The organism is Rhizobium croatiense (assembly GCF_019793465.1).
Taxonomy (GTDB): Bacteria; Pseudomonadota; Alphaproteobacteria; order Rhizobiales; family Rhizobiaceae; genus Rhizobium; species Rhizobium croatiense.
In genome coordinates, this window is the sequence record NZ_JAILYJ010000006.1 from 22,870 (window position 1) to 41,038 (window position 18,169).

Here is an 18,169-nt window from a genome sequence, read left to right on the forward strand (position 1 = left end):
CGATCTCCCCCCTTGTGGGGGAGATGTCCGGCAGGACAGAGGGGGGTAACACAGCCACTTACTCCTCGGCCATCCTCCCATGACCGACCTCCCCACCTTCCTCGCCGCCTACCCCAACAGCATCCTCGTCGACATCACCGAGACACAGGGCTCCACCCCGCGCGAGGCCGGGGCCTGCATGCTCGTCTCGCCAACCGCGCTGTGGGGCACGATCGGCGGCGGACAGTTCGAATTCATGGCGATCCACAATGCGCGGGAGATGCTGGCGGGAACCGGCGGCGCAACCACCATGGATATCCCGCTCGGCCCTGAGATCGGCCAGTGCTGTGGTGGGCGTACTCAGTTGCGGTTCCGCCAACTGACGCCGACGTTGAAAAACGAGCTCGAAGCCACACTTGCCGGCGAAATCGAGCGCCTGCCCGAGGTGCTTCTCTTCGGCGCCGGCCATGTCGGCCGCGCGCTGGCGGCTGCTCTTGCGCCGCTGCCGCTGTCGGTCACGGTGGTCGAAACCCGTCAGGAAGAACTCGCCAATCTGCCGGCGGCGACGAAGACCCGCCTCGTGCCGATGCCGGAAGCGCTGGTGAAGGATATTGCCGCCGGCGGCGCGGTCGTCATCCTGACGCACGACCATGCGCTGGACTTTCTCATCGCCCGTGAAGCGCTGGCAAGGGAGGATCTCGCCTATACCGGCATGATCGGTTCAGCGACCAAACGCGCCACCCTGGCAAGCTGGCTTTCCCGCGAAGGCGGCGAACGAGGCTGGATGAAGCGATTGACGCTGCCGATCGGCGGCTCGGCGGTCAGGGACAAACGCCCCGAAGTGATCGCCGCAATGACCGCCGCCGAAATCCTGACGGCGCTGGCGGCCTATCGCTTGCAGGCGTCCTCGTAAAACGGATCGCGTCCATCGAGGAAACCAAGATCGCGCTTGACGCGGTCCGGCGCAGCATCGAGATCGATGCGGGGCAGCCGGCCGAAACGGCCGACCAGCAGTCCCGCAAGACGCTTGAACACACCCACGCTCTGCTGCGAGCGCTTCTCTTCGATAGCAAAGCAATCCATGACATCACCTCGTCAGTTTGATGGTATGAGTTGCAGTTTGCCGTGGAAAATGCTGCAATTCCAATCGAACGACCGTCTGCCTGCATCAAGAGAACTTATCCATGAAACTCTCGAAACAATTCCCGCTGAATGCGCTGCGCGTTTTCGAGGCCGCCGCCCGGTTCGGCAGTTTCACCAAGGCGGGCGACGAACTCGGCATGACGCAGACCGCCGTCAGCTATCAGATCAAGCTCTTGGAGGAGAATGTCGGCGAGCCGCTCTTCCTGCGCCGTCCCCGCCAGATCGCGCTGACGGAGACCGGCGAGCGGCTGGCGCCGAAGGTGACCGAAGCCTTTGCCATGCTGCACGACGCGATGGCGACGGCGCGCGACAGCGTCGAAGGTACGCTCGCCATCAGCTCGACCCACACCTTCGCCTCGAAATGGCTGGCGCCGCGCCTCGGCTCCTTCCATTTGAAGCATCCGGCGATCGCGGTGCGCTTTCAGGCGACCTCCGATATCATCGACTTTTCCCGCGAGCAGATCGATGTCGGCATCCGCTGGGGCGACGGCAACTGGCCGGGGCTGGCGCTGCACCGGCTGATGGGCCTGGAGTTCACGCCGATGCTGAGCCCGAAGCTGGCGGCATCGGCCGGCGGCATCAAGGAGCCGCGTGATCTCCTGAAGTTCGATCTCTTCGACGCCGGCGACATCTGGTGGAAACAATGGTTCGAGGCAGCCGGCGTCACCGACACGGATCTCGACCGCCGCCCGCGCAACCAGCTCGGCTCCCAGGCGGTGGAAGCCGATGCGGCGATGTCAGGACATGGCGTCGCCATCCTCAACCCGGCCTTCTATGCGGCCGAGATCGCGCTCGGCCGGCTCTATCAGCCCTTCGAGCTGACCCGCAGCGACGGCAAGGCCTACTGGCTCGCCTATCCCGAAAACCGCCGCAACGTGCCGAAGATCAAAGCCTTCCGCAACTGGATCCTCGAAGAGATAAAGGCGGCCGGGGATTAGAAGCAGGCACGCGGTAGTCTCAGAATCCCATCTCCGGCGCATAGAAGCAGCGCGGCGTATCCTCATTCGGAAAAAGACAGAGATGGTAGTCCTCGTCGCCGGATTGCATCGCCTTGGTCATCGGCAGCAGGAAGACATGCGCATGCGTGACCAGCCGGTGGTCGCCCGGCAGCAACGTTACGCGATATCCGCCCGGCGTCACCGCCACGCTTTTCGAAGGGATCATCTGGCAGTCGCCAGTATGACTGTCGCCGTTGCAACAATAGGGGTCATAACTCCACCCCGAGGGTGCGTCATGAGCCGTCGCCAGCGACGCATATGCAATCATCACACACGTCAAAATGCTGCGCATGGCATCTTCTCCGTCGATGAATGCGCCGCCGCTGATCCACTGTTCTTATTTCATTCCGGCGGCCTTAAACATAACTGTAACCGGATCGTCATGGTTTCAAGACCCGCTGTATTAGCGGACCGAGTATAAGCCGGAGATAATACACACCTTCTCGGCAGCTTTTAGGCACACAGCAGTTCGACGATGCGGCCGCGATCGGCAGCTTCGACAAAACCGTCGGAAATCATCAGCGGAGCGCCGAAGACTTCGACGAGCCCGTTGCCGAGGATCAGACCTTCGCCGTCCCTGCATGCGAGAATGCGATTTGCCGTCGTCTCGCTGTAGCGCAACAGCGAGGGGAGATAGCCGGGACCGTCGTTCACATGCGGAAAGAACTCGAAAGGCACCAGATCGAGAGCCGCGCCATCCCGCACGGCATCCGGCGAACCGCCGGAAAACAGCGCGTCGGCGGCGATCGTCGGCGTCATCAAAATCGCCCCGGCGCTGGTTCCGACGAGAATGCCGTCATCCAGCGCCCACGCGCGCAGCCTCTCCAGCATGCCGCTTTGGCGCAGCCGTCTCAGAAAATCGCCGGTGCGGCCGCCGGTCAGATGAATAGCGTTGCAGGTAAACAGCCGGCCGATCTCGTCGCCGGAAAGCGCGTCGAGATCGACGAAAAGATCGAGAGACAGCCCATATTGGAGATAGTACTGCCGTTTTTCATCGAAGAACTCGCGCGCTGCGGCTCAGGAGCGGAGGCGATATAGCCGATGCGGTTTCCGCGTGCGAGGATGAGCGCGGCAAGCCGCCGGTCCATCGGCGCGTTTTCGGCGATGAGCTGATCGCTGTAGAGCGCGGTGATCATGCCATTCCTCCCCGGGCTTCACCGCCATTACTGAAATCGGCGTCCTGTGCGGTTCTTCAATCTCCTCTTCCCTCCCCGCCAAAATTTCCGCAATGTCACGAGTCGGAGGAAGTTAGGGGAATTCGATGTATGAATATGCCATAGCATGGGAATGGCTCGCCTTTGCGGCGCGCTGGTTCCATGTCGTCACCGCGATCGCCTGGATCGGATCGTCCTTCTATTTCATCGCGCTCGATCTCGGACTGGTGAAACGCCCGCATCTGCCGCCCGGCGCCTATGGCGAGGAATGGCAGGTCCATGGCGGCGGCTTCTATCATATCCAGAAATATCTGGTGGCGCCCGCGCAAATGCCGGAGCACCTGACCTGGTTCAAATATGAGAGCTATTTCACCTGGATATCCGGCTTCCTGATGCTCTGCATCGTCTATTACGGCGGCGCCGACCTCTTTCTCATCGATCGCCATGTGCTCGATATCAGCCCGCCGGTGGCGATCCTGATCTCGCTCGCATCGCTCGCCTTCGGCTGGGTCGTCTACGACCTGCTCTGCAAGTCGCCGCTTGGGCGCAACACCTGGGGACTGATGGCGGTGCTCTATGTCGTGCTCGTTTTCATCGCCTGGGGTTACACGCAGCTTTTCACCGGCCGCGCCGCCTTCCTGCATCTCGGCGCCTTCACCGCGACGATCATGTCGGCCAATGTCTTCATGATCATCATCCCCAACCAGAAGATCGTCGTCGCCGACCTGATCGCCGGCCGCACGCCCGATCCGAAATACGGGCAGGTCGCCAAGCAGCGTTCGCTGCACAACAACTATCTGACGCTGCCCGTCATCTTCTTCATGCTGTCAAACCATTATCCGCTGGCCTTCGGCACGGCATTCAACTGGGTGATCGCCGCCCTGGTCTTCCTGATGGGCGTCACCATCCGTCACTGGTTCAACACCACGCACGCCAGAAAAGGCCGGCCGACCTGGACCTGGATCGTCACCGTCATCCTCTTCATCCTGATCATGTGGCTTTCGACCGTGCCGAAGCTGCTGACCAGCGAAACGGACGCAGCGGCGGTGGCGCCCGCCTTCCAGCAATTCGCCGGCGATCCGCATTTTCCCGCCGTCAAGCAACTGGTCGCGACGCGCTGTTCCATGTGCCACGCCGCCGAGCCTGTCTATGAGGGCATCGTGCGGCCGCCGAATGAGGTGATGCTCGAAAACGACGCGGAAATTGCCGCCCACGCCCGGGAAATCTATATACAGGCGGGGCGCAGCCATGCCATGCCGCCCGGCAACGTGACCGATATGACGCCGGACGAACGCAAGCTGCTCGTCGCCTGGTTCCAAAGCGCAGTCGAAGGCAAGAAACAATGACAACAACACTCCTGCGCGGCCGCCTGCTGTCTTTTCATCGCGCGCCGCTCAGTCTCGCCGACAGCCAGAGCTATCTCTACGAGGAGGATGGCGGTCTGCTGATCGAAGATGGGCTGATCGCGGCGGCCGGCGCCTATGCTGACGTGAAGGCAAAGGCAGCCGCCGACGTGGTCGAGATCGATCACCGCCCGCATCTGATCCTGCCCGGCTTCATCGACATGCACCTGCATTTTCCGCAGATGCAGGTGATTGCCTCCTATGCCGCCAACCTGCTCGAATGGCTGAACACCTATACCTTTCCTGAGGAATGCCGTTTTGTCGAAAGCGCGCATGCGCAAAGGATCGCCACGCATTTCTACGACGAACTGATCCGCCACGGCACGACGACGGCGGTCGCCTATTGCTCCGTGCACAAGACCTCTGCCGACGCCTTCTTCGCCGAGGCGATGAAGCGCAACATGCGCATGGTCGGCGGCAAGGTGATGATGGACCGCAACGCACCGCAGGGCCTGCTCGACACGCCCGAGATGGGTTATGACGAGACCCGTCAGGTGATCGCGGACTGGCACGGCAAGGGCCGCAACCACGTCGCCATCACCCCGCGTTTTGCCATCACCTCGACGCCGGCGCAGATGGAGGCGACAGCAGCCCTTGCCCGCGAATTTCCCGACCTGCATATCCAGACGCATCTGTCGGAAAACCATGACGAAATCAAATTCACCTGCGAACTCTATCCCGAAGCGATCGACTACACCGACATCTATGCCCGCTACGGCCTGCTCGGGCCGAAAAGCCTCTTCGGCCATGCCATCCACCTCTCGGAGCGCGAAGCCGATGTCATGAGCGAGACGGGCTCGGTCGCCGTCCATTGCCCGACCTCGAACCTCTTCCTCGGCTCCGGCCTGTTCCCGATGAAGGCGCTGGCGCGGCGCGAAAAACCGGTGCGCATCGGCGTGGCGACCGATATCGGCGGCGGCTCCAGCTATTCGATGCTGAAAACCATGGACGAGGCCTACAAGATCCAGCAATTACTCGGAGAACGGCTGAACCCGCTGGAAAGTTATTACCTGATGACCCGCGGCAATGCCGAAGCACTGTCGCTGGCCGACCGGATCGGCGCGCTGGACCCCGGCACCGACGCCGATCTCGTCGTCCTTGATGCGGCCGCGACCCCGGCCATGGCGCTGAAGCTGGAAGCGGTGAAGACCTTGCCCGAGGAACTCTTCCTCCTGCAGACGATGGGCGACGACCGGGCGGTCGCCGAAACCTATGTGGCGGGTCTGCCTATGAAAGTGGGGCTTCGATGACACCCGCTTGCTCCCAAATAGAAGCCTTCCGACGACTGTATGAACGTCTGTCAGTCCATTGAATATACTCTTGCACCAATCCGCGGCCGAAAGCAGCCTAACGCCCGGATTTCCCCTAACGCTCCTCGAAATGTCGTGTTAGGCCGGCTGATTGCATTCAGACGTGAAGGTTCAATTCATGGCCACTCCGCTAACGATCGCCGATCTGAAAGAACTCGCACAACGCCGCGTGCCGAAAATGTTTTTTGATTACGCGGATTCGGGCGCCTGGACGGAATCCACATATCGGGCGAATGAGAGCGATTTCAGCCGGATCAAGCTGCGCCAGCGGGTGATGGTCGACATGACCGACCGCACGCTGGAAACGACGATGATCGGTCAGAAAGTATCGATGCCGGTGGCCTTGGCGCCGACCGGCCTGACCGGCATGCAGCATGCCGACGGTGAGATGCTGGCGGCGCGCGCGGCAGAAGAATTCGGCGTTCCCTTCACCCTGTCGACGATGAGCATCTGCTCGATCGAGGACGTCGCATCGGTGACGACGCGCCCCTTCTGGTTCCAACTCTACGTGATGAGGGACAAGGATTTCGTCCTCGGCCTGATCAACCGCGCCAAGGCCGCCAAATGTTCGGCGCTGGTGCTGACGGCCGATCTGCAGATCCTCGGCCAGCGTCACAAGGACCTCCGCAACGGCCTGTCGGCGCCGCCGAGATTCACGCCGAAACATGTCTGGCAGATGGCGAGCAGGCCGTTCTGGTGCCTCGACATGCTGAAGACCAAGCGCCGTACCTTCGGCAACATCATCGGCCATGCCAAGAACGTCTCCAACATCACCTCGCTCGCCGCTTGGACACACGAGCAGTTCGATCCGCGGCTCTCCTGGGCCGACGTCGCCTGGATCAGGGAGCAATGGGGCGGGCCGCTGATCATCAAGGGCGTCCTCGACCCGGAGGACGCCCGGGCAGCCGCCGACACCGGCGCCGATGCGATCGTCGTCTCCAATCATGGCGGCCGCCAGCTCGACGGCGCCCCCTCCTCGATCAGCATGCTGCCGGCCATCGTCAATGCCGTTGGCGATCGCATCGAAATCCATCTCGACGGCGGCATCCGCTCCGGCCAGGATGTGCTGAAGGCGATAGCACTCGGCGCGAAGGGCACCTATATCGGCCGTCCCTTCCTCTACGGCCTCGGCGCCATGGGTAAGGAGGGCGTCACGCTGGCGCTCGGCATCCTCCGCAAGGAGATGGACATCACCATGGCGCTCTGCGGCAAACGCGACATCAACGACGTGAACGCGTCGATCATCTCGCGGCAAGGCTCAAACAGAGAAATCGGCACCGGCTGAACGCGCCGATGGCGCGGGCAAGACCTGCAGGACACGCAACGGCATGCCAATCAGCCTGGCGGTTGGCCGCCGCTCGCGTTGAGCTGAAGGATCGCGAAAATCACGAGATAGATGGCAAGCGCAAACCGCTGCTGCCAGACGATGCGGCGCGATCCGGCAATCCGCCTCTCGAGGCCAGGCGGTGGCCCGTCAAGTTTGCGAAGCTGCATCCGGGATAGCAGGTCGTCGACGGCGGCAAGGCCGGCGGCCTCTGTCTCATGGCTCGACGCGAGGCGAAACAACAGCGCATCGAAGAGAAGATGGATCGCCATCGCAAGGACAATCCCGCAGAAAACCAGCATCAGGAGCCAGCCGAGCGTTGGGGCGAGGCCTCGATATCCCCCGGTGATCGGGCCGGCAATCAGTGGCAACAGTGCTATCAGCACGCAGAACATTGAATTGCGGCCGAGATTTCGCGCAGCCGCGGAGGCCGCGGTTTTCCACTGCGTCATTGCACGCCTTCCTTCGCAGCACGGACACTTTCCACAGGCAGATAAACACGCCGCCCCGCGCGTTCGATCAGCTGCAAGGCTTCGGCCGGATTTTCGCAACGTCGGCTGGTAAGCAGCCAACTAACGATGACGCAGGCGCTCCGCTGGAAACCGAGCGCACAGCAGACGAGGACCGGTCCCTGGTGACGCGCAGCCTCGATGACATCAGCCGCGGCTCGCGCGTGAATCTTGTCGAGGCCTATAAGATCGAGGGCGGGAAAACTGCACCAGCGCGCAAGCGTCCCGCTCGGGCGCTGAAGTTCGCCGGCGATGTCGATCACCGTGGCAAAACGGTCGGCCTCGCGGCGACGTGGAAAACGACCGAGATGGACGCCATCAGCGATCACCACGGATGCCGGCATTTTGCGTGTCCAGAGCCAAACGTTGATGTTAGCGCCGAGCCGGTAGGGTGCCAGCAGCCAACGGCTGGCAAGCGCGGCCCGGCCATCGGCGCGTTTCAGGAATATCTGCGGGCCGGCGCCGAAATATCCGACGGCGACGATCGCCAGCGCAACGGCCGGCCAGAGCAACAGAAGTGCCGCGGCCGTTAGGGGAGTGCAGAGGGCTGCAAGGCCGAGAAATGCGGCTGCACCAAACACATAGTAGGTGCCAAGACGGCGCGACTTTGGATCACTGCTCACAGTGAAATTCGCAAGAGGGGAACCGGCATCGCGCGGAAAAAGCCAGGCGGCAAACAGACCGAGCAGCATGCCGGTCGGTATGTCCATGACGTGATGCTGCCATGTCGTCAGCACCGAGGCGCCGATCAGGAAGCACCAGACGTGCCAGAGAAGCCGCGCCCTGCGCGGCAACCGACCGCGCAGATGGTCCCAGATCACCACCAGGAGCGCGACATGCAGCGACGGCGCCTGGTTGAACGGTTTATCGAAACCACCGAGAACGGCAAACATGAAACCGGGCAGGCCGCTCGTGGCAGGTCGTACGAAAGTTGCTTCGAGCGGAAAGGCGATGAAGCAGACGATCGCAATTATCTGGATCGTCAGATAACACCTCGCGAGCATATCCACATCACGCGGCGTCGTGTTGATGAACAGGCAGAGTGCGTAGAACAGGTTGATCGACCAGTATGGAATGATCGTCCACGCCAGGAACGGAATGGCGACGCTTTCCCATGTAAAGGCGATGTTCGGCACATAAGCGCGTTGCGATGCCAGCCAGTTGGCGCCGCCATAGGTCAGATAGAAGAACGGCGCCAGGAAGACGAGCCAGAGCACCGCCCGCTTCAGGACCGGCGCTGATTGGGAAAGAGGAGAAGCTGCCTGCCCCAACGGCTTTGCCCTCAAATTCTTTCCGCCAGCGAGACGGTGAAAATGCCCCACTGGTCGATGCGCTGTTCGATCTTGCGGAAACCGGCTGCGGCGACCAATTGATCCATTTCTTCTTGCGTCCGCCGCCGCATCACCCACGCTTGGCCGCCGCGGTGGGAGGTCAGGGCGCGGGCGATCATCTCCAGTTGCGGATGCCATGGTTGGTTGGTGTAGACGAGCAGACCACCGGGCCGCATCGCGCGGGCGATCCCGTTGAGCGACTTAGAAATCATCCCGTTGTCGGAGAAAAGCTCGTAAAGGCCGGAGACGACTGCGAGATCCGGAGCCGGCGTGATTGCAGCCAGCCCCTCGCCGTCAAAGGCATCCTGCTGGCGAAAGCTCACGAAATCACTGAGCCCGCGCGTGGCAATGCTGTTGCGGCCGGCGTCCACGTTGATGGGGGAATAATCCTGCAATCGCACACTATCGGGACGCACGGCAGCCGCCTCGATCGCATCAAGGACATAACGGCCGTGCCCGGCCGCTATGTCGAGCATATGGGTGCTGCGGCCGGCTGCTTTCAGGCGCTGCAGCCCGTCCTCGATCAGCTCCTGCAAATGCAGCTTGCGCTGCCTGATGCCGCGCCAGCCGATCGCCTCGAGAAACACCTTGTCGATCAACCGCCCGCCGGGACCGAGCCCGCGCGGCTGGTTTTCGTAGACGTAGTCGAGCGTCGAGCCGGAATCGAAACCGGTCTTGACCCCGGTCTTTATGCCTTCCGACACCAGCGCGCCGAGCCTGATGTTGAGACGGCTGAGCGCCCAGTAGATGCCGCGTGGGGACGTGGGGTCGAGAGGGCTGGCGAGCCGGTCGGCCTCATCCTTTGTATAGCCCTGGACATGGGCAGTGCGAAGGTCGGCAGGCGCCCGGGGCTCGGCGAACCGCGCATCGATAAAACGGCGGACCTCGGCGAGCGCAATCGCGCGGTCCTTCTCACCCAGTGTGTCATGATAGAAGCCGGCAAGCACATGCCGCTCCTTGATACGGCTGCCGAGGTTTTCGTAGAAGCGGTGCTGCGGCGCGTGTCGCACCACCCAGTCACTGCCGGAGATCAGCAGTTGGGTCGGCACGGTGATGGCGCGGGCGTCGTCGACGACGCGGGCTGCGGCTTCGTAAAGCTGCAACAGAATGTTGGAGGCAATCGGCCGGGTGATCAGTGGGTCGGCTTCAAAGGAGGCGATGCGCTCGGGATCGTGCGTCAGAAACCTCGCCTTGACGTAGGAATTGACGAAGAATGTCCCCTTGAGCTTTTCCCAGAGCGCAATGCCTTCCCTGGCAAAAGGTACGTAGAGCTTGACACTGAAGGCCGGTGAGGCCAGCACGAGCGCACGGATCTGCGGCGCATAGTCGTGCACCCAGGTGGTAGCGAGGACCGCGCCGACGCTCTGCGCAATGACGGCGATGTTTTCAACGGCAGTCCCGCTTGTCTCGCTTACATGGCGGACGAAGCAATCGAGATCCCGCACCGAAGCAGCGAAGGATGGCGAATAGCCGCGTTCTCCCGGTGAACGTCCGTGGCCGCGTGCGTCCCAGGCGTACAAGGCAAAATCATCGAGACCGAGCTCTGTGGCGAGGTGCGCGACCCGGCCGCTATGCTCGTGGCCGCGATGGAGAAGAACGATTGCGCCCTTCGGTGCGGCGCCGGTCGCAGGCCACGTCCGATAAAAGAGCCGCGTGCCATCGTGCGACACGAATTCGGATTCACGCATCGGCCTGGCCGTCGAGGACGGTTGCCTGATATCGGCAGCTTGCAGCACGGTCTACTCCTCTTTTGATCGGTTGATGGGTTGCAACCATTGGCGGAACAGTGGTTTGCATTCATTGCAAAAGTCTAGTCGCAAATGTAAGCCCTATACGAGAACCGATATGAAGTATCGGCTTCCCCATAAGCACGACGTTCTGCACCGCCGGAGCTGGGATAGATTTTTCCGATGCCGCGAAACTCCACTGAGGTAGCATGTCTGTTTATCAATTGAAGTCCCGGTTTCAGAATATCCTTCGCCCTCTGGTGCGCGCGCTGGCGGCGCGAGGCATCACCGCCAATCAGGTGACGACTGTTGCCGCGGCCGTCTCGGTTGCACTTGGCCTTTTCCTGAGTGTCGTTTCGCTTCCGCAGTGGTTCCTGCTGGTGCCTGCATGGTTTCTCCTGCGCATGGGCCTCAATGCCATTGACGGCATGCTCGCGCGCGAACATGGGCAAAAAAGCATTTTGGGCGCCTATCTCAACGAGATCGGTGATGTCGTGTCGGATATCGCCCTGTATTTGCCGTTTGCGCTGATCGATCCGAACGGCCTGATGCCGGCAATGGCAGTCATTTTCCTCTCGGTGCTGACGGAATTTGCCGGCGTATTGGGTCAAACCGTCGGCGCAAGCCGGCGTTACGACGGGCCACTGGGCAAGAGCGACCGTGCGGTGCTTTTCGGCGCGCTCGGAATCTTTGTCGCCGTTGGCGGTACTTTCGCAGCATGGGCTGTGTGGCTTTGGGCGGTGGTGGCTCTCCTTCTCGTATGGACTATCATCAACCGTATCAGCGCCGGCATTCGCGAGGCGCGCACGGCCGCCCGATAAGAAGCGGAGCCGATCTGCCGCCTGTTTCCACTGACAACACTATCCGGGAACTGCGTCGAACGCTGCTTCTTGCGAGTCGCTTGGCGAGCACATCTTCTGGTCCCTCCCTCCTGTTAACCGCAGGCGGCTATCGCCGCTGCACCTCCGAAGGAGTAATCCGCTATCGCGCGCGAAGGCGGCCGTCTACCGCAGCCAACCGGTCGCCAGCGCACTCGCCCAGTCTGGTCGGCGGTTTTCCGCCGCCAGCCTCGACATCGCAAGATTGTCATAGGCGACGTTGCGGAACTGCCACGTCCATCCCGCAGGCGACTTTTCCAGAATGGCATAACCGGCCAGCGGATGGCCGGCTTCGACCTTGTGGTAGCAGGGCAGATCGTCGTCATAGGCAGGGCAGCCGACGCTGCCGGGGTTGACGATCAGCCGGCCGTCGGAGAGACGGACGGCGCGGGGAATGTGCGTGTGCCCGCAAAGGATCAGCGGCAGGTCTATGCCCTCAGCCAACGCCTCGATCGCTTCGATCGGCTTCGGGAAAACGATACCGTCCGGCGAGACGGACTCCAGCCAGTAGAGATTGTCGTCTTTCGGCGTTGCATGGCAGAGATAGGCCTCGCCGCGATAGACGGCATCGAATGGCAGGCTGCGCAGCCAGCCGAGCTGGGATGGCGACAATTGCCGATAGGCGGCGGCATCCGAGGCATGCATGGAAGCCGGATCCTGCTCGATCAGATAGCGGTCGTGATTGCCGCGCACCGACGTCAGGCCGAGCGGCATCAGCAGATCCGCCGTCCGGCCGGCCTCCAGCGGCCCGCTGAAGATATCGCCGAGATTGACGATCTCCTCGATGCCTTCGGCGCGAATATCCGCAAGCACTGCCTCGAGCGCCATATGGTTGCCATGGATATCGGCGATCGCGGCAAATCTCATCTAGCTGCCTCGATAGGTGGAATAACCATAGGGCGAGATTAGTAGCGGCACATGATAATGGGCCGTGACGTCGGCAATGCCGAAACGGATTGGCACCAGATCGAGGAAAGCCGGATGTGGCAACGGCGTGCCGCAGGCCCTGAGATAATCGCCGGCGTGGAAGACCAGTTCATAAATCCCCACGCGGAAATGTTCGCCGGCGAGGATCGGGCCGCCATCGATCCGGCCGTCGGCATTGGTCGCGACCGTCTTCAGATGCCTGCGGATCTCGCCCTCGAGCTGGAAAAGATCGATCCTGAGGCCCTTGGCCGGCTTGCCGAGGGCGGTGTCGAGAACATGCGTGGTCAGTCCGGTCATGGGGCTGGCTCTTTGATGACGAAGGGGGTTTCGAAGAAGAATTCTTCCAGATTGTTGCCTGGTCCGTCGCGATCGACGACCAGGAAATCGGAGGGCTGGCCAAGCGCCATCAGCGGATGATGCCAGACATTGCGGCGGTAATTCACCCCCTGATCCCCGCGCGCGAGAAACACCTGCGGCCGGCCGGGGCGCCCGTTCTCGTCCTCGGAGACGACGACGAGGAAGGGCCGGCCGGAAAGCGGCGAGAAGCTCTGGCTGCCGAAAGGATGGCGCTCCATCATATCGACATCATAGGGAAAGCTGCGCGGCTGGCCGCGAAACAGGTTGATGATGACGCGCGCGCCCTCGCCCGCCGCCTCGGCTGCGGCCAGCGCATGAAAACGCTCGGTCGTACCGCCATTGATGAGCCGCATCGAGGCTGGATCGGCTTCGATCACCTCGCCGAACGGGGCGAAGGTCGATCTGGTCAATGGACGGATGTCGAGAAATTCGGGCAACGGCTTCACTCGCCTTCGGCATGCCAGTGACGAATGGCATCGATCTCGACTAGAAGTTCCGGCAGCGTGCGATAGGTTGCCTCCCAGATGTCGGAGGGATCGAGGGCGAAGACGTCTTCGAGGATACGGTTGCCCGTGCCGCAGATTTTCGTCCACGGCAAAGTGGGATGCTCGGTGGCAAATTCCGGATGGGCTACGAGCAGGCGGGATGCAGCCGCGCCGATGGTGAAGTGGCAGAAGGCAACGGCCTTGAAAGTGAGATTGTCCTCGGCGAAGGCCGCCTCATCCATTCCGCCGACAAAATACAATGCTTCGGCGGCCGCCTTCTGCATTTCATTGAGATAGTCGATAGCACGCGGCTCGCTCATTCACCCTCCGGCAACATCGATGTCAGGCGCAGCAGTGCGATCCGTTCGACCTGCGCCGTTGCGGTCGCGAATTCTTCATCCCGGCCATTACCGATCCTCCTCTCGAAGGCCGAAAGGATGTCATCCTTGCCGAGCCCTTTGACGGCGATGATGAAAGGAAAGCCGAATTTTTCGACATAGGCCGAATTAAGTTCGCTGAAGCGGGCATGCTCGGCCGGGCTCAGCCGGTCGAGACCGGCTCCCGACTGCTCCTTGCGGCTGTCTTCGGTGAGTTCTCCTGCGATCGCCAGGCGCCCGGCGAGATCCGGATGGGCGCTGAGCACGCCGAGACGCTCTTCCCGGCTTGCCGCCCGGAAAACGGCGGCAAGCGCAGCATGCACCCCTGATGCCGTCAGCGGCTCTATCACGCTGCCGTTGTCATAGGCGCGCTCGGCGATGAAAGGCGAATGTTCGAAGACGCCGCCGAAGCGGGAGACGAAATCCTCGCGCGATATCATCAGAGCGCGTCCGGCTGATGCTGCTGGTGCCAATGCTCGGCAATCTCGATGCGGCGCGGAATCCAGACCTTGTCGTGCTTCAGCACATAGTCGATGAAGCGCTTCAGCGCCGCCGCCCGGCCCGGCCGTCCGACGAGGCGGCAATGCAGGCCGACCGACATCATCTTCGGGCTGCCCGCCTTGCCCTCCTCATAGAGCGTGTCGAAGGCATCCTTTAGATAGGTGAAGAACTGATCGCCTGCGTTGAAGCCCTGCGCCGTGGCAAAACGCATGTCGTTGGTTTCAAGCGTATAGGGAATGATCAGGAAGGGTTTCCCGTCGACGCCCTTCACCCAGTAAGGCAGGTCGTCGGCATAGGAATCGGAGGAATAGAGGAAACCGCCCTCCTCCTGCACCAGCCGAAGCGTGTTGTCGGAAGGCTTGCCCTGATACATGCCGTAAGGCCGCTCCCCGGTCAGTTCGGTGTGCAGGCGCACGGCCTCGAGAATGTGCTTGCGCTCGAGATCCTCGGGGAAATCCTTGTATTCCAGCCAGCGGTAGCCATGGCTGGCGATCTCCCAGCCGGCCTCCTTCATGGCGGCGACGGCCTCGGGGTTTCGCGCCATCGCCAGCGTCACGCCGTAGACGGTCGCCTGCACCTTGAGATCGGTGAACATCCGCCAGAGCCGCCAGAAGCCGGCCCGCGAACCATATTCGTAGATCGATTCCATATTGAGATTGCGTTGCCCCGGCCAGGCGGCTGCGCCGACGATCTCCGACAGCAGGTTTTCCGAAGCGGGATCGCCGTCGAGGATCGAGCTTTCGCCGCCCTCCTCGTAATTGATGACGAACTGCACGGCAACGCGTGCCTCGCCCGGCCATTTCGGATCGGGCGTCTGACGCCCGTAGCCGACGAGATTGCGCGGATAAGTCTCGGATACCATCAAATCACCTTCTGAAAAGACGGGGAACGGTATCATCCGCAGCCGGAATGTCGAGACGGAAACTGCGCTGCAGAATTTATCCTTTCGGCACAATCACTTAGCTTAACGCTACTCAGGCGATCCTGCGCGCGCTGACCTTGCCCATGGGGTGCAGCGAATGGACGCGGAAGGGACCGCCGGTACCCTCTTCGATCATCAATGCCACGTTCGAAACCATCACCGGCTCCTTCAGGACGGGCATGAAGATTGTTCGCAGCGCCTGTTCGACGCGGGGCATGTCGACCGCGTTGATGGAGCCTGTCACCGGCATATGGAAGCGAAACTCGTCCATGACATAAGGATTGCCCCAACGATGCAGATTGGCAAACTGCGCCGCCGACAATCCATCTGGATCGCTGCGCTCGATGTCGGCCTCGCTCAGGGGCGCGCGGTAGCGATCGAACTCCTGGACGATCGCCGAAGCCAGATACTGGATCTGCTCACAAGGAGCGCTCGGCATGAGGCTGTAGAAACTGCCGAGCCGGGCAATTTCGAGACGTGAAATCTGGAAGGGAGCGAATGTCCCGGCAAAACGCATGAGATCGCGCAGGAGTTGCGATTCGGACATATCGCCGGACAGATGGAACGGCGCCTTCAGAACGCCGTGGAAACCATAGCGCCGCGGCAAAGCGGTATGGAAGGCGATCTCGTGAATGCCGAGGCCGCGGACGGCCGGAGGCTCCAGCATATCGCCGGAAAATACGTTTCGACCAAGCCAATTGGCGGCCACGAGCGACAACGGGTCGCTTGCCGGAGGCGTGAAGCAAATGGCATAGCGCATGCAATTTCCTCCATCAAGGAAGTGAGCGCCGCTGAAATTGGGCGCTGCCGATGCGCAAGCAGATAGGTGATTTGCATGACAGAATAACGAAACACAGCTGTACCTAATTCACGTTTAACGTGAAGCCACAGCGATATGGCTTGAAATCGCAAAGCTTTCCGGCAGGAAAAATTCGCAATCTGTATCGCCTGCGATACAAACTGCCGCCTCCGCCAGCCGGTGGGCAAGGCCGAAGCTGACCTTGAAACCGCCGGTCAATGCGATCAGCCGCGTGTGGTCGGGATGGCGGCCGATCATCGGATCGCGGTCGATGGCCTTCGGGCGAAGCCCCGCCCAGCGTTCGACGATCGGCGCGTCGCGAAGGATCGGAACGATGGCGCGCGCCGCCTCGATCAGCGCGTCGAGCTGGGCATCGGTGGAAACGGGATCGTCGAAGCGGTTCTCGCTGGTGCTGCCGATCGCCGCATGCCCGCCCTCATGCGCGACGACATAGAGACCGTCGAGGAAGATCGTCGGCAGTGCCGGGTCGATCTCCGCCCTCAATAGCGCCGCCTGCCCCTTCACCGGCTGGCCGAGCGGCTGTTTCAGCCCCAGCGTCAGCTCCTGCAGCAGGGGAAAAGACCGATGACCGGCGGCCAGGATGCAGCGGCCGAAGGTGACGGTTTCGCTGCCTATCGCGGCCGTGCCTCGGTCCGGATCGAGATCGGCAACATCAGCATTTTCCATGATGCGCACATGTTTTGCTTGCTGCAGGAAGGCGACCAGCACTGAGATCAGCGAGCGGGGGGCGACGCGGCCGGCAAGCGTATCATGCACGAAACCGCTCTCGCCGGCAGAGGCCTCGACCCAGCCTCCTACATCGGGCCGGTCGAGCACATGCCAGTGGAACCGGCGCTCGCCTGCCCGCCAGTGGCGCTCGGCGTCCGCGGAATGGCCGCGGGCTATACGGTTGAGATGCGGTTTCGGCAGCGGGATCAACCGCCCGGACCTATTATAACCGGCGGAAAGCCCGGTTGCCGCTTCGAGCGCGGCGATTTCGGCTTCGAGCGAGACCAGCGCATCGAACTGGAACTGCTTCTTCTCAGACCAGCGGTCCGGCATATGCGGCAGCAGCGCCCCGAGCAGGCCGCCGCTCGCACCTCTGCCCAGCCTGCCGGCATCGGCAAGAAGGGTGCTCATGCCGCGCCGCTCGGCATGGACGGCCGCCCAGAGACCCATGATGCCGCCGCCGACGATCAGCAGGTCGCAAGAAGATTGACCGGACGCCGGCGCAGGACTATCGGCTTTTTCCATGACAGACGTGAACCCAGATCAGATTGGCGCGGGCGCGCCGCAGCCGCTCGAATGGCGCGACGGCGATATGCCTTATTCCACGACTTTTGGCGATCATTTTTATTGCCAGACCGATGGCCGGCTGGAATGCGGCCACGTCTTCCTCGCCGGCAACGGCCTGCCGGAGCGCTGGAGCGGGCGGCAGACATTCGTGATCGGCGAACTCGGCTTCGGCACCGGCCTGAACTTCGCCGAGACCTGGCGGCAATGGAAGCAGCATCGCGCGGCCGGCCAGCATCTGCATTTCATCTCCTTCGAACTCCATCCGATGCGCGGCGAAGAGATCGGCCGGGCGCTGTCGCACTGGCCGGAGATCGATGCCGAGCGCGAAGCGCTGATAACGGCCTGGCCGCAAGCGCCTGATGGGACCGTCTCGCTCGACCTCGACGACCAGACGCGGCTCAGCGTCGTCTGCGGCCCGGCCCTCGACGGCGTCAAGACGGCGAAGCCGGGCTTCGACGCTTGGTATCTCGACGGCTTCGCCCCGTCACGCAACGGCGACATGTGGTCGGAGGAATTGATGCGTGAGATCAACGAAAGGACCGTCGCCGGCGGCACCTTCGCCACCTATGCCGCGGCCGGCTTCGTGCGCCGCAACCTCATCGCCGCCGGTTTTGCCGTGGAACGCCGCAAAGGTTTCGCGGGCAAGCGCGAAATGCTCTCCGGTGTGAAGGCGGCCCGGTAGGACCTGCTGGACTACATTGCGTATTGCTAACAGTTATCAACTCATGCGATAGTGCTCAAAAAGGAGC

At 62.0% G+C, this 18,169-nt stretch carries 20 protein-coding genes and 1 pseudogene; 7 read left to right on the forward strand and 14 right to left on the reverse strand.

The annotated features are described in order from the left end of the window. Positions 1-79 precede the first annotated feature (79 nt). Positions 80-892: a xanthine dehydrogenase accessory protein XdhC gene (xdhC, locus tag K6M89_RS11360; protein WP_222139499.1), complete on the forward strand. Its 813-nt coding sequence runs from the start codon at positions 80-82 to the stop codon at positions 890-892. Here the strand turns inward: xdhC and K6M89_RS11365 are convergent. Further along, complete coding sequence (locus tag K6M89_RS11365) at positions 868-1,062, reverse strand: hypothetical protein (protein ID WP_222139500.1); 195 nt, start codon at positions 1,060-1,062, stop codon at positions 868-870. The genes xdhC and K6M89_RS11365 overlap by 25 nt on opposite strands. A 101-nt stretch (positions 1,063-1,163) precedes the next feature. Here K6M89_RS11365 and K6M89_RS11370 point away from each other — a divergent pair, with 101 nt between their 5' ends. Beyond that, positions 1,164-2,060, forward strand: coding sequence for a LysR substrate-binding domain-containing protein (locus tag K6M89_RS11370; protein WP_222139501.1), 897 nt, complete (start codon positions 1,164-1,166; stop codon positions 2,058-2,060). A 19-nt stretch (positions 2,061-2,079) separates the two neighbouring features. Here the strand turns inward: K6M89_RS11370 and K6M89_RS11375 are convergent, their stop codons facing one another. Both K6M89_RS11375 and K6M89_RS11380 read right to left on the reverse strand, forming a co-directional pair. Continuing rightward, complete coding sequence (locus K6M89_RS11375) at positions 2,080-2,412, reverse strand: hypothetical protein (protein WP_097578447.1); 333 nt, start codon at positions 2,410-2,412, stop codon at positions 2,080-2,082. Positions 2,413-2,573: 161 nt separating this feature from the next. Next, positions 2,574-3,256: pseudogene (locus K6M89_RS11380) on the reverse strand (Type 1 glutamine amidotransferase-like domain-containing protein). Between the two features lie 125 nt (positions 3,257-3,381). On the opposite strand from K6M89_RS11380, the gene K6M89_RS11385 reads away from it, so the two are divergent. The 3 genes from K6M89_RS11385 to K6M89_RS11395 all read left to right on the forward strand — a co-directional run bounded on the left by K6M89_RS11385 (position 3,382) and on the right by K6M89_RS11395 (position 7,272). Further along, positions 3,382-4,620 carry a urate hydroxylase PuuD gene (locus K6M89_RS11385; protein WP_222139502.1) on the forward strand — a complete coding sequence of 413 codons (1,239 nt, stop codon included), beginning with the start codon at positions 3,382-3,384 and terminating at the stop codon, positions 4,618-4,620. Then, positions 4,617-5,927, forward strand: a complete 1,311-nt coding sequence (gene guaD / locus K6M89_RS11390) for a guanine deaminase (protein WP_222139503.1) — start codon at positions 4,617-4,619, stop codon at positions 5,925-5,927. The genes K6M89_RS11385 and guaD overlap by 4 nt, the downstream gene beginning before the upstream one ends. A 178-nt stretch (positions 5,928-6,105) precedes the next feature. Further along, positions 6,106-7,272: an alpha-hydroxy acid oxidase gene (locus K6M89_RS11395; RefSeq protein ID WP_222139504.1), complete on the forward strand. Its 1,167-nt coding sequence runs from the start codon at positions 6,106-6,108 to the stop codon at positions 7,270-7,272. A gap of 50 nt (positions 7,273-7,322) precedes the next feature. On the opposite strand, the gene K6M89_RS11400 is transcribed toward K6M89_RS11395, so the two are convergent. From K6M89_RS11400 to K6M89_RS11410, 3 genes are read right to left on the reverse strand one after another with little or no spacing between them, the layout of a single operon-like run. Next, on the reverse strand, positions 7,323-7,763 hold the full coding sequence (locus tag K6M89_RS11400) for a hypothetical protein (RefSeq protein WP_222139505.1): 441 nt from the start codon (positions 7,761-7,763) through the stop codon (positions 7,323-7,325). Then, positions 7,760-9,091 (reverse strand): phosphatase PAP2/dual specificity phosphatase family protein, encoded by a 1,332-nt coding sequence (locus K6M89_RS11405; protein ID WP_222139506.1) that lies wholly within the window; start codon positions 9,089-9,091, stop codon positions 7,760-7,762. Before K6M89_RS11405 ends, K6M89_RS11400 begins: the two co-directional genes overlap by 4 nt. Positions 9,092-9,102: 11 nt before the next feature. Next, positions 9,103-10,887, reverse strand: coding sequence for a bifunctional alpha/beta hydrolase/class I SAM-dependent methyltransferase (locus tag K6M89_RS11410; RefSeq protein WP_222139507.1), 1,785 nt, complete (start codon positions 10,885-10,887; stop codon positions 9,103-9,105). A gap of 200 nt (positions 10,888-11,087) precedes the next feature. Between K6M89_RS11410 and K6M89_RS11415 the strand changes: the two genes are divergently transcribed. Then, on the forward strand, positions 11,088-11,699 hold the full coding sequence (locus tag K6M89_RS11415; protein ID WP_222139508.1) for a CDP-alcohol phosphatidyltransferase family protein: 612 nt from the start codon (positions 11,088-11,090) through the stop codon (positions 11,697-11,699). Between the two features lie 183 nt (positions 11,700-11,882). On the opposite strand, the gene K6M89_RS11420 is transcribed toward K6M89_RS11415, so the two are convergent. The 8 genes from K6M89_RS11420 to K6M89_RS11455 form a co-directional block, all read right to left on the reverse strand. Further along, the gene (locus K6M89_RS11420) at positions 11,883-12,623 is read right to left on the reverse strand and encodes a metallophosphoesterase family protein (protein ID WP_222139509.1); all 741 of its coding nucleotides are present in this window, start codon (positions 12,621-12,623) and stop codon (positions 11,883-11,885) included. Then, the gene (gene uraH, locus K6M89_RS11425; protein WP_222139510.1) at positions 12,624-12,980 is read right to left on the reverse strand and encodes a hydroxyisourate hydrolase; all 357 of its coding nucleotides are present in this window, start codon (positions 12,978-12,980) and stop codon (positions 12,624-12,626) included. Further along, a complete protein-coding gene (locus K6M89_RS11430) occupies positions 12,977-13,477 on the reverse strand; it encodes an ureidoglycolate lyase (RefSeq protein WP_222139511.1) in 501 nt (166 codons plus the stop codon). The genes uraH and K6M89_RS11430 overlap by 4 nt, the downstream gene beginning before the upstream one ends. A 5-nt stretch (positions 13,478-13,482) precedes the next feature. Further along, positions 13,483-13,845 carry a HepT-like ribonuclease domain-containing protein gene (locus K6M89_RS11435; RefSeq protein ID WP_009988784.1) on the reverse strand — a complete coding sequence of 121 codons (363 nt, stop codon included), beginning with the start codon at positions 13,843-13,845 and terminating at the stop codon, positions 13,483-13,485. Next, a complete protein-coding gene (gene uraD / locus K6M89_RS11440) occupies positions 13,842-14,342 on the reverse strand; it encodes a 2-oxo-4-hydroxy-4-carboxy-5-ureidoimidazoline decarboxylase (protein WP_097578422.1) in 501 nt (166 codons plus the stop codon). The genes K6M89_RS11435 and uraD overlap by 4 nt, the downstream gene beginning before the upstream one ends. Continuing rightward, positions 14,342-15,265 carry an allantoinase PuuE gene (puuE, locus tag K6M89_RS11445; protein WP_222139512.1) on the reverse strand — a complete coding sequence of 308 codons (924 nt, stop codon included), beginning with the start codon at positions 15,263-15,265 and terminating at the stop codon, positions 14,342-14,344. The genes uraD and puuE overlap by 1 nt, the downstream gene beginning before the upstream one ends. A 112-nt stretch (positions 15,266-15,377) precedes the next feature. Further along, positions 15,378-16,085 carry a DUF1045 domain-containing protein gene (locus K6M89_RS11450; RefSeq protein ID WP_222139513.1) on the reverse strand — a complete coding sequence of 236 codons (708 nt, stop codon included), beginning with the start codon at positions 16,083-16,085 and terminating at the stop codon, positions 15,378-15,380. A 114-nt stretch (positions 16,086-16,199) separates the two neighbouring features. Then, positions 16,200-17,378 (reverse strand): NAD(P)/FAD-dependent oxidoreductase, encoded by a 1,179-nt coding sequence (locus K6M89_RS11455; RefSeq protein WP_222139514.1) that lies wholly within the window; start codon positions 17,376-17,378, stop codon positions 16,200-16,202. On the opposite strand from K6M89_RS11455, the gene mnmC2 reads away from it, so the two are divergent. Continuing rightward, the gene (gene mnmC2 / locus K6M89_RS11460) at positions 17,377-18,102 is read left to right on the forward strand and encodes a tRNA (5-methylaminomethyl-2-thiouridine)(34)-methyltransferase MnmC2 (protein WP_222139515.1); all 726 of its coding nucleotides are present in this window, start codon (positions 17,377-17,379) and stop codon (positions 18,100-18,102) included. The two genes, K6M89_RS11455 and mnmC2, sit on opposite strands and share 2 nt — an antisense overlap. Positions 18,103-18,169 lie beyond the last annotated feature (67 nt).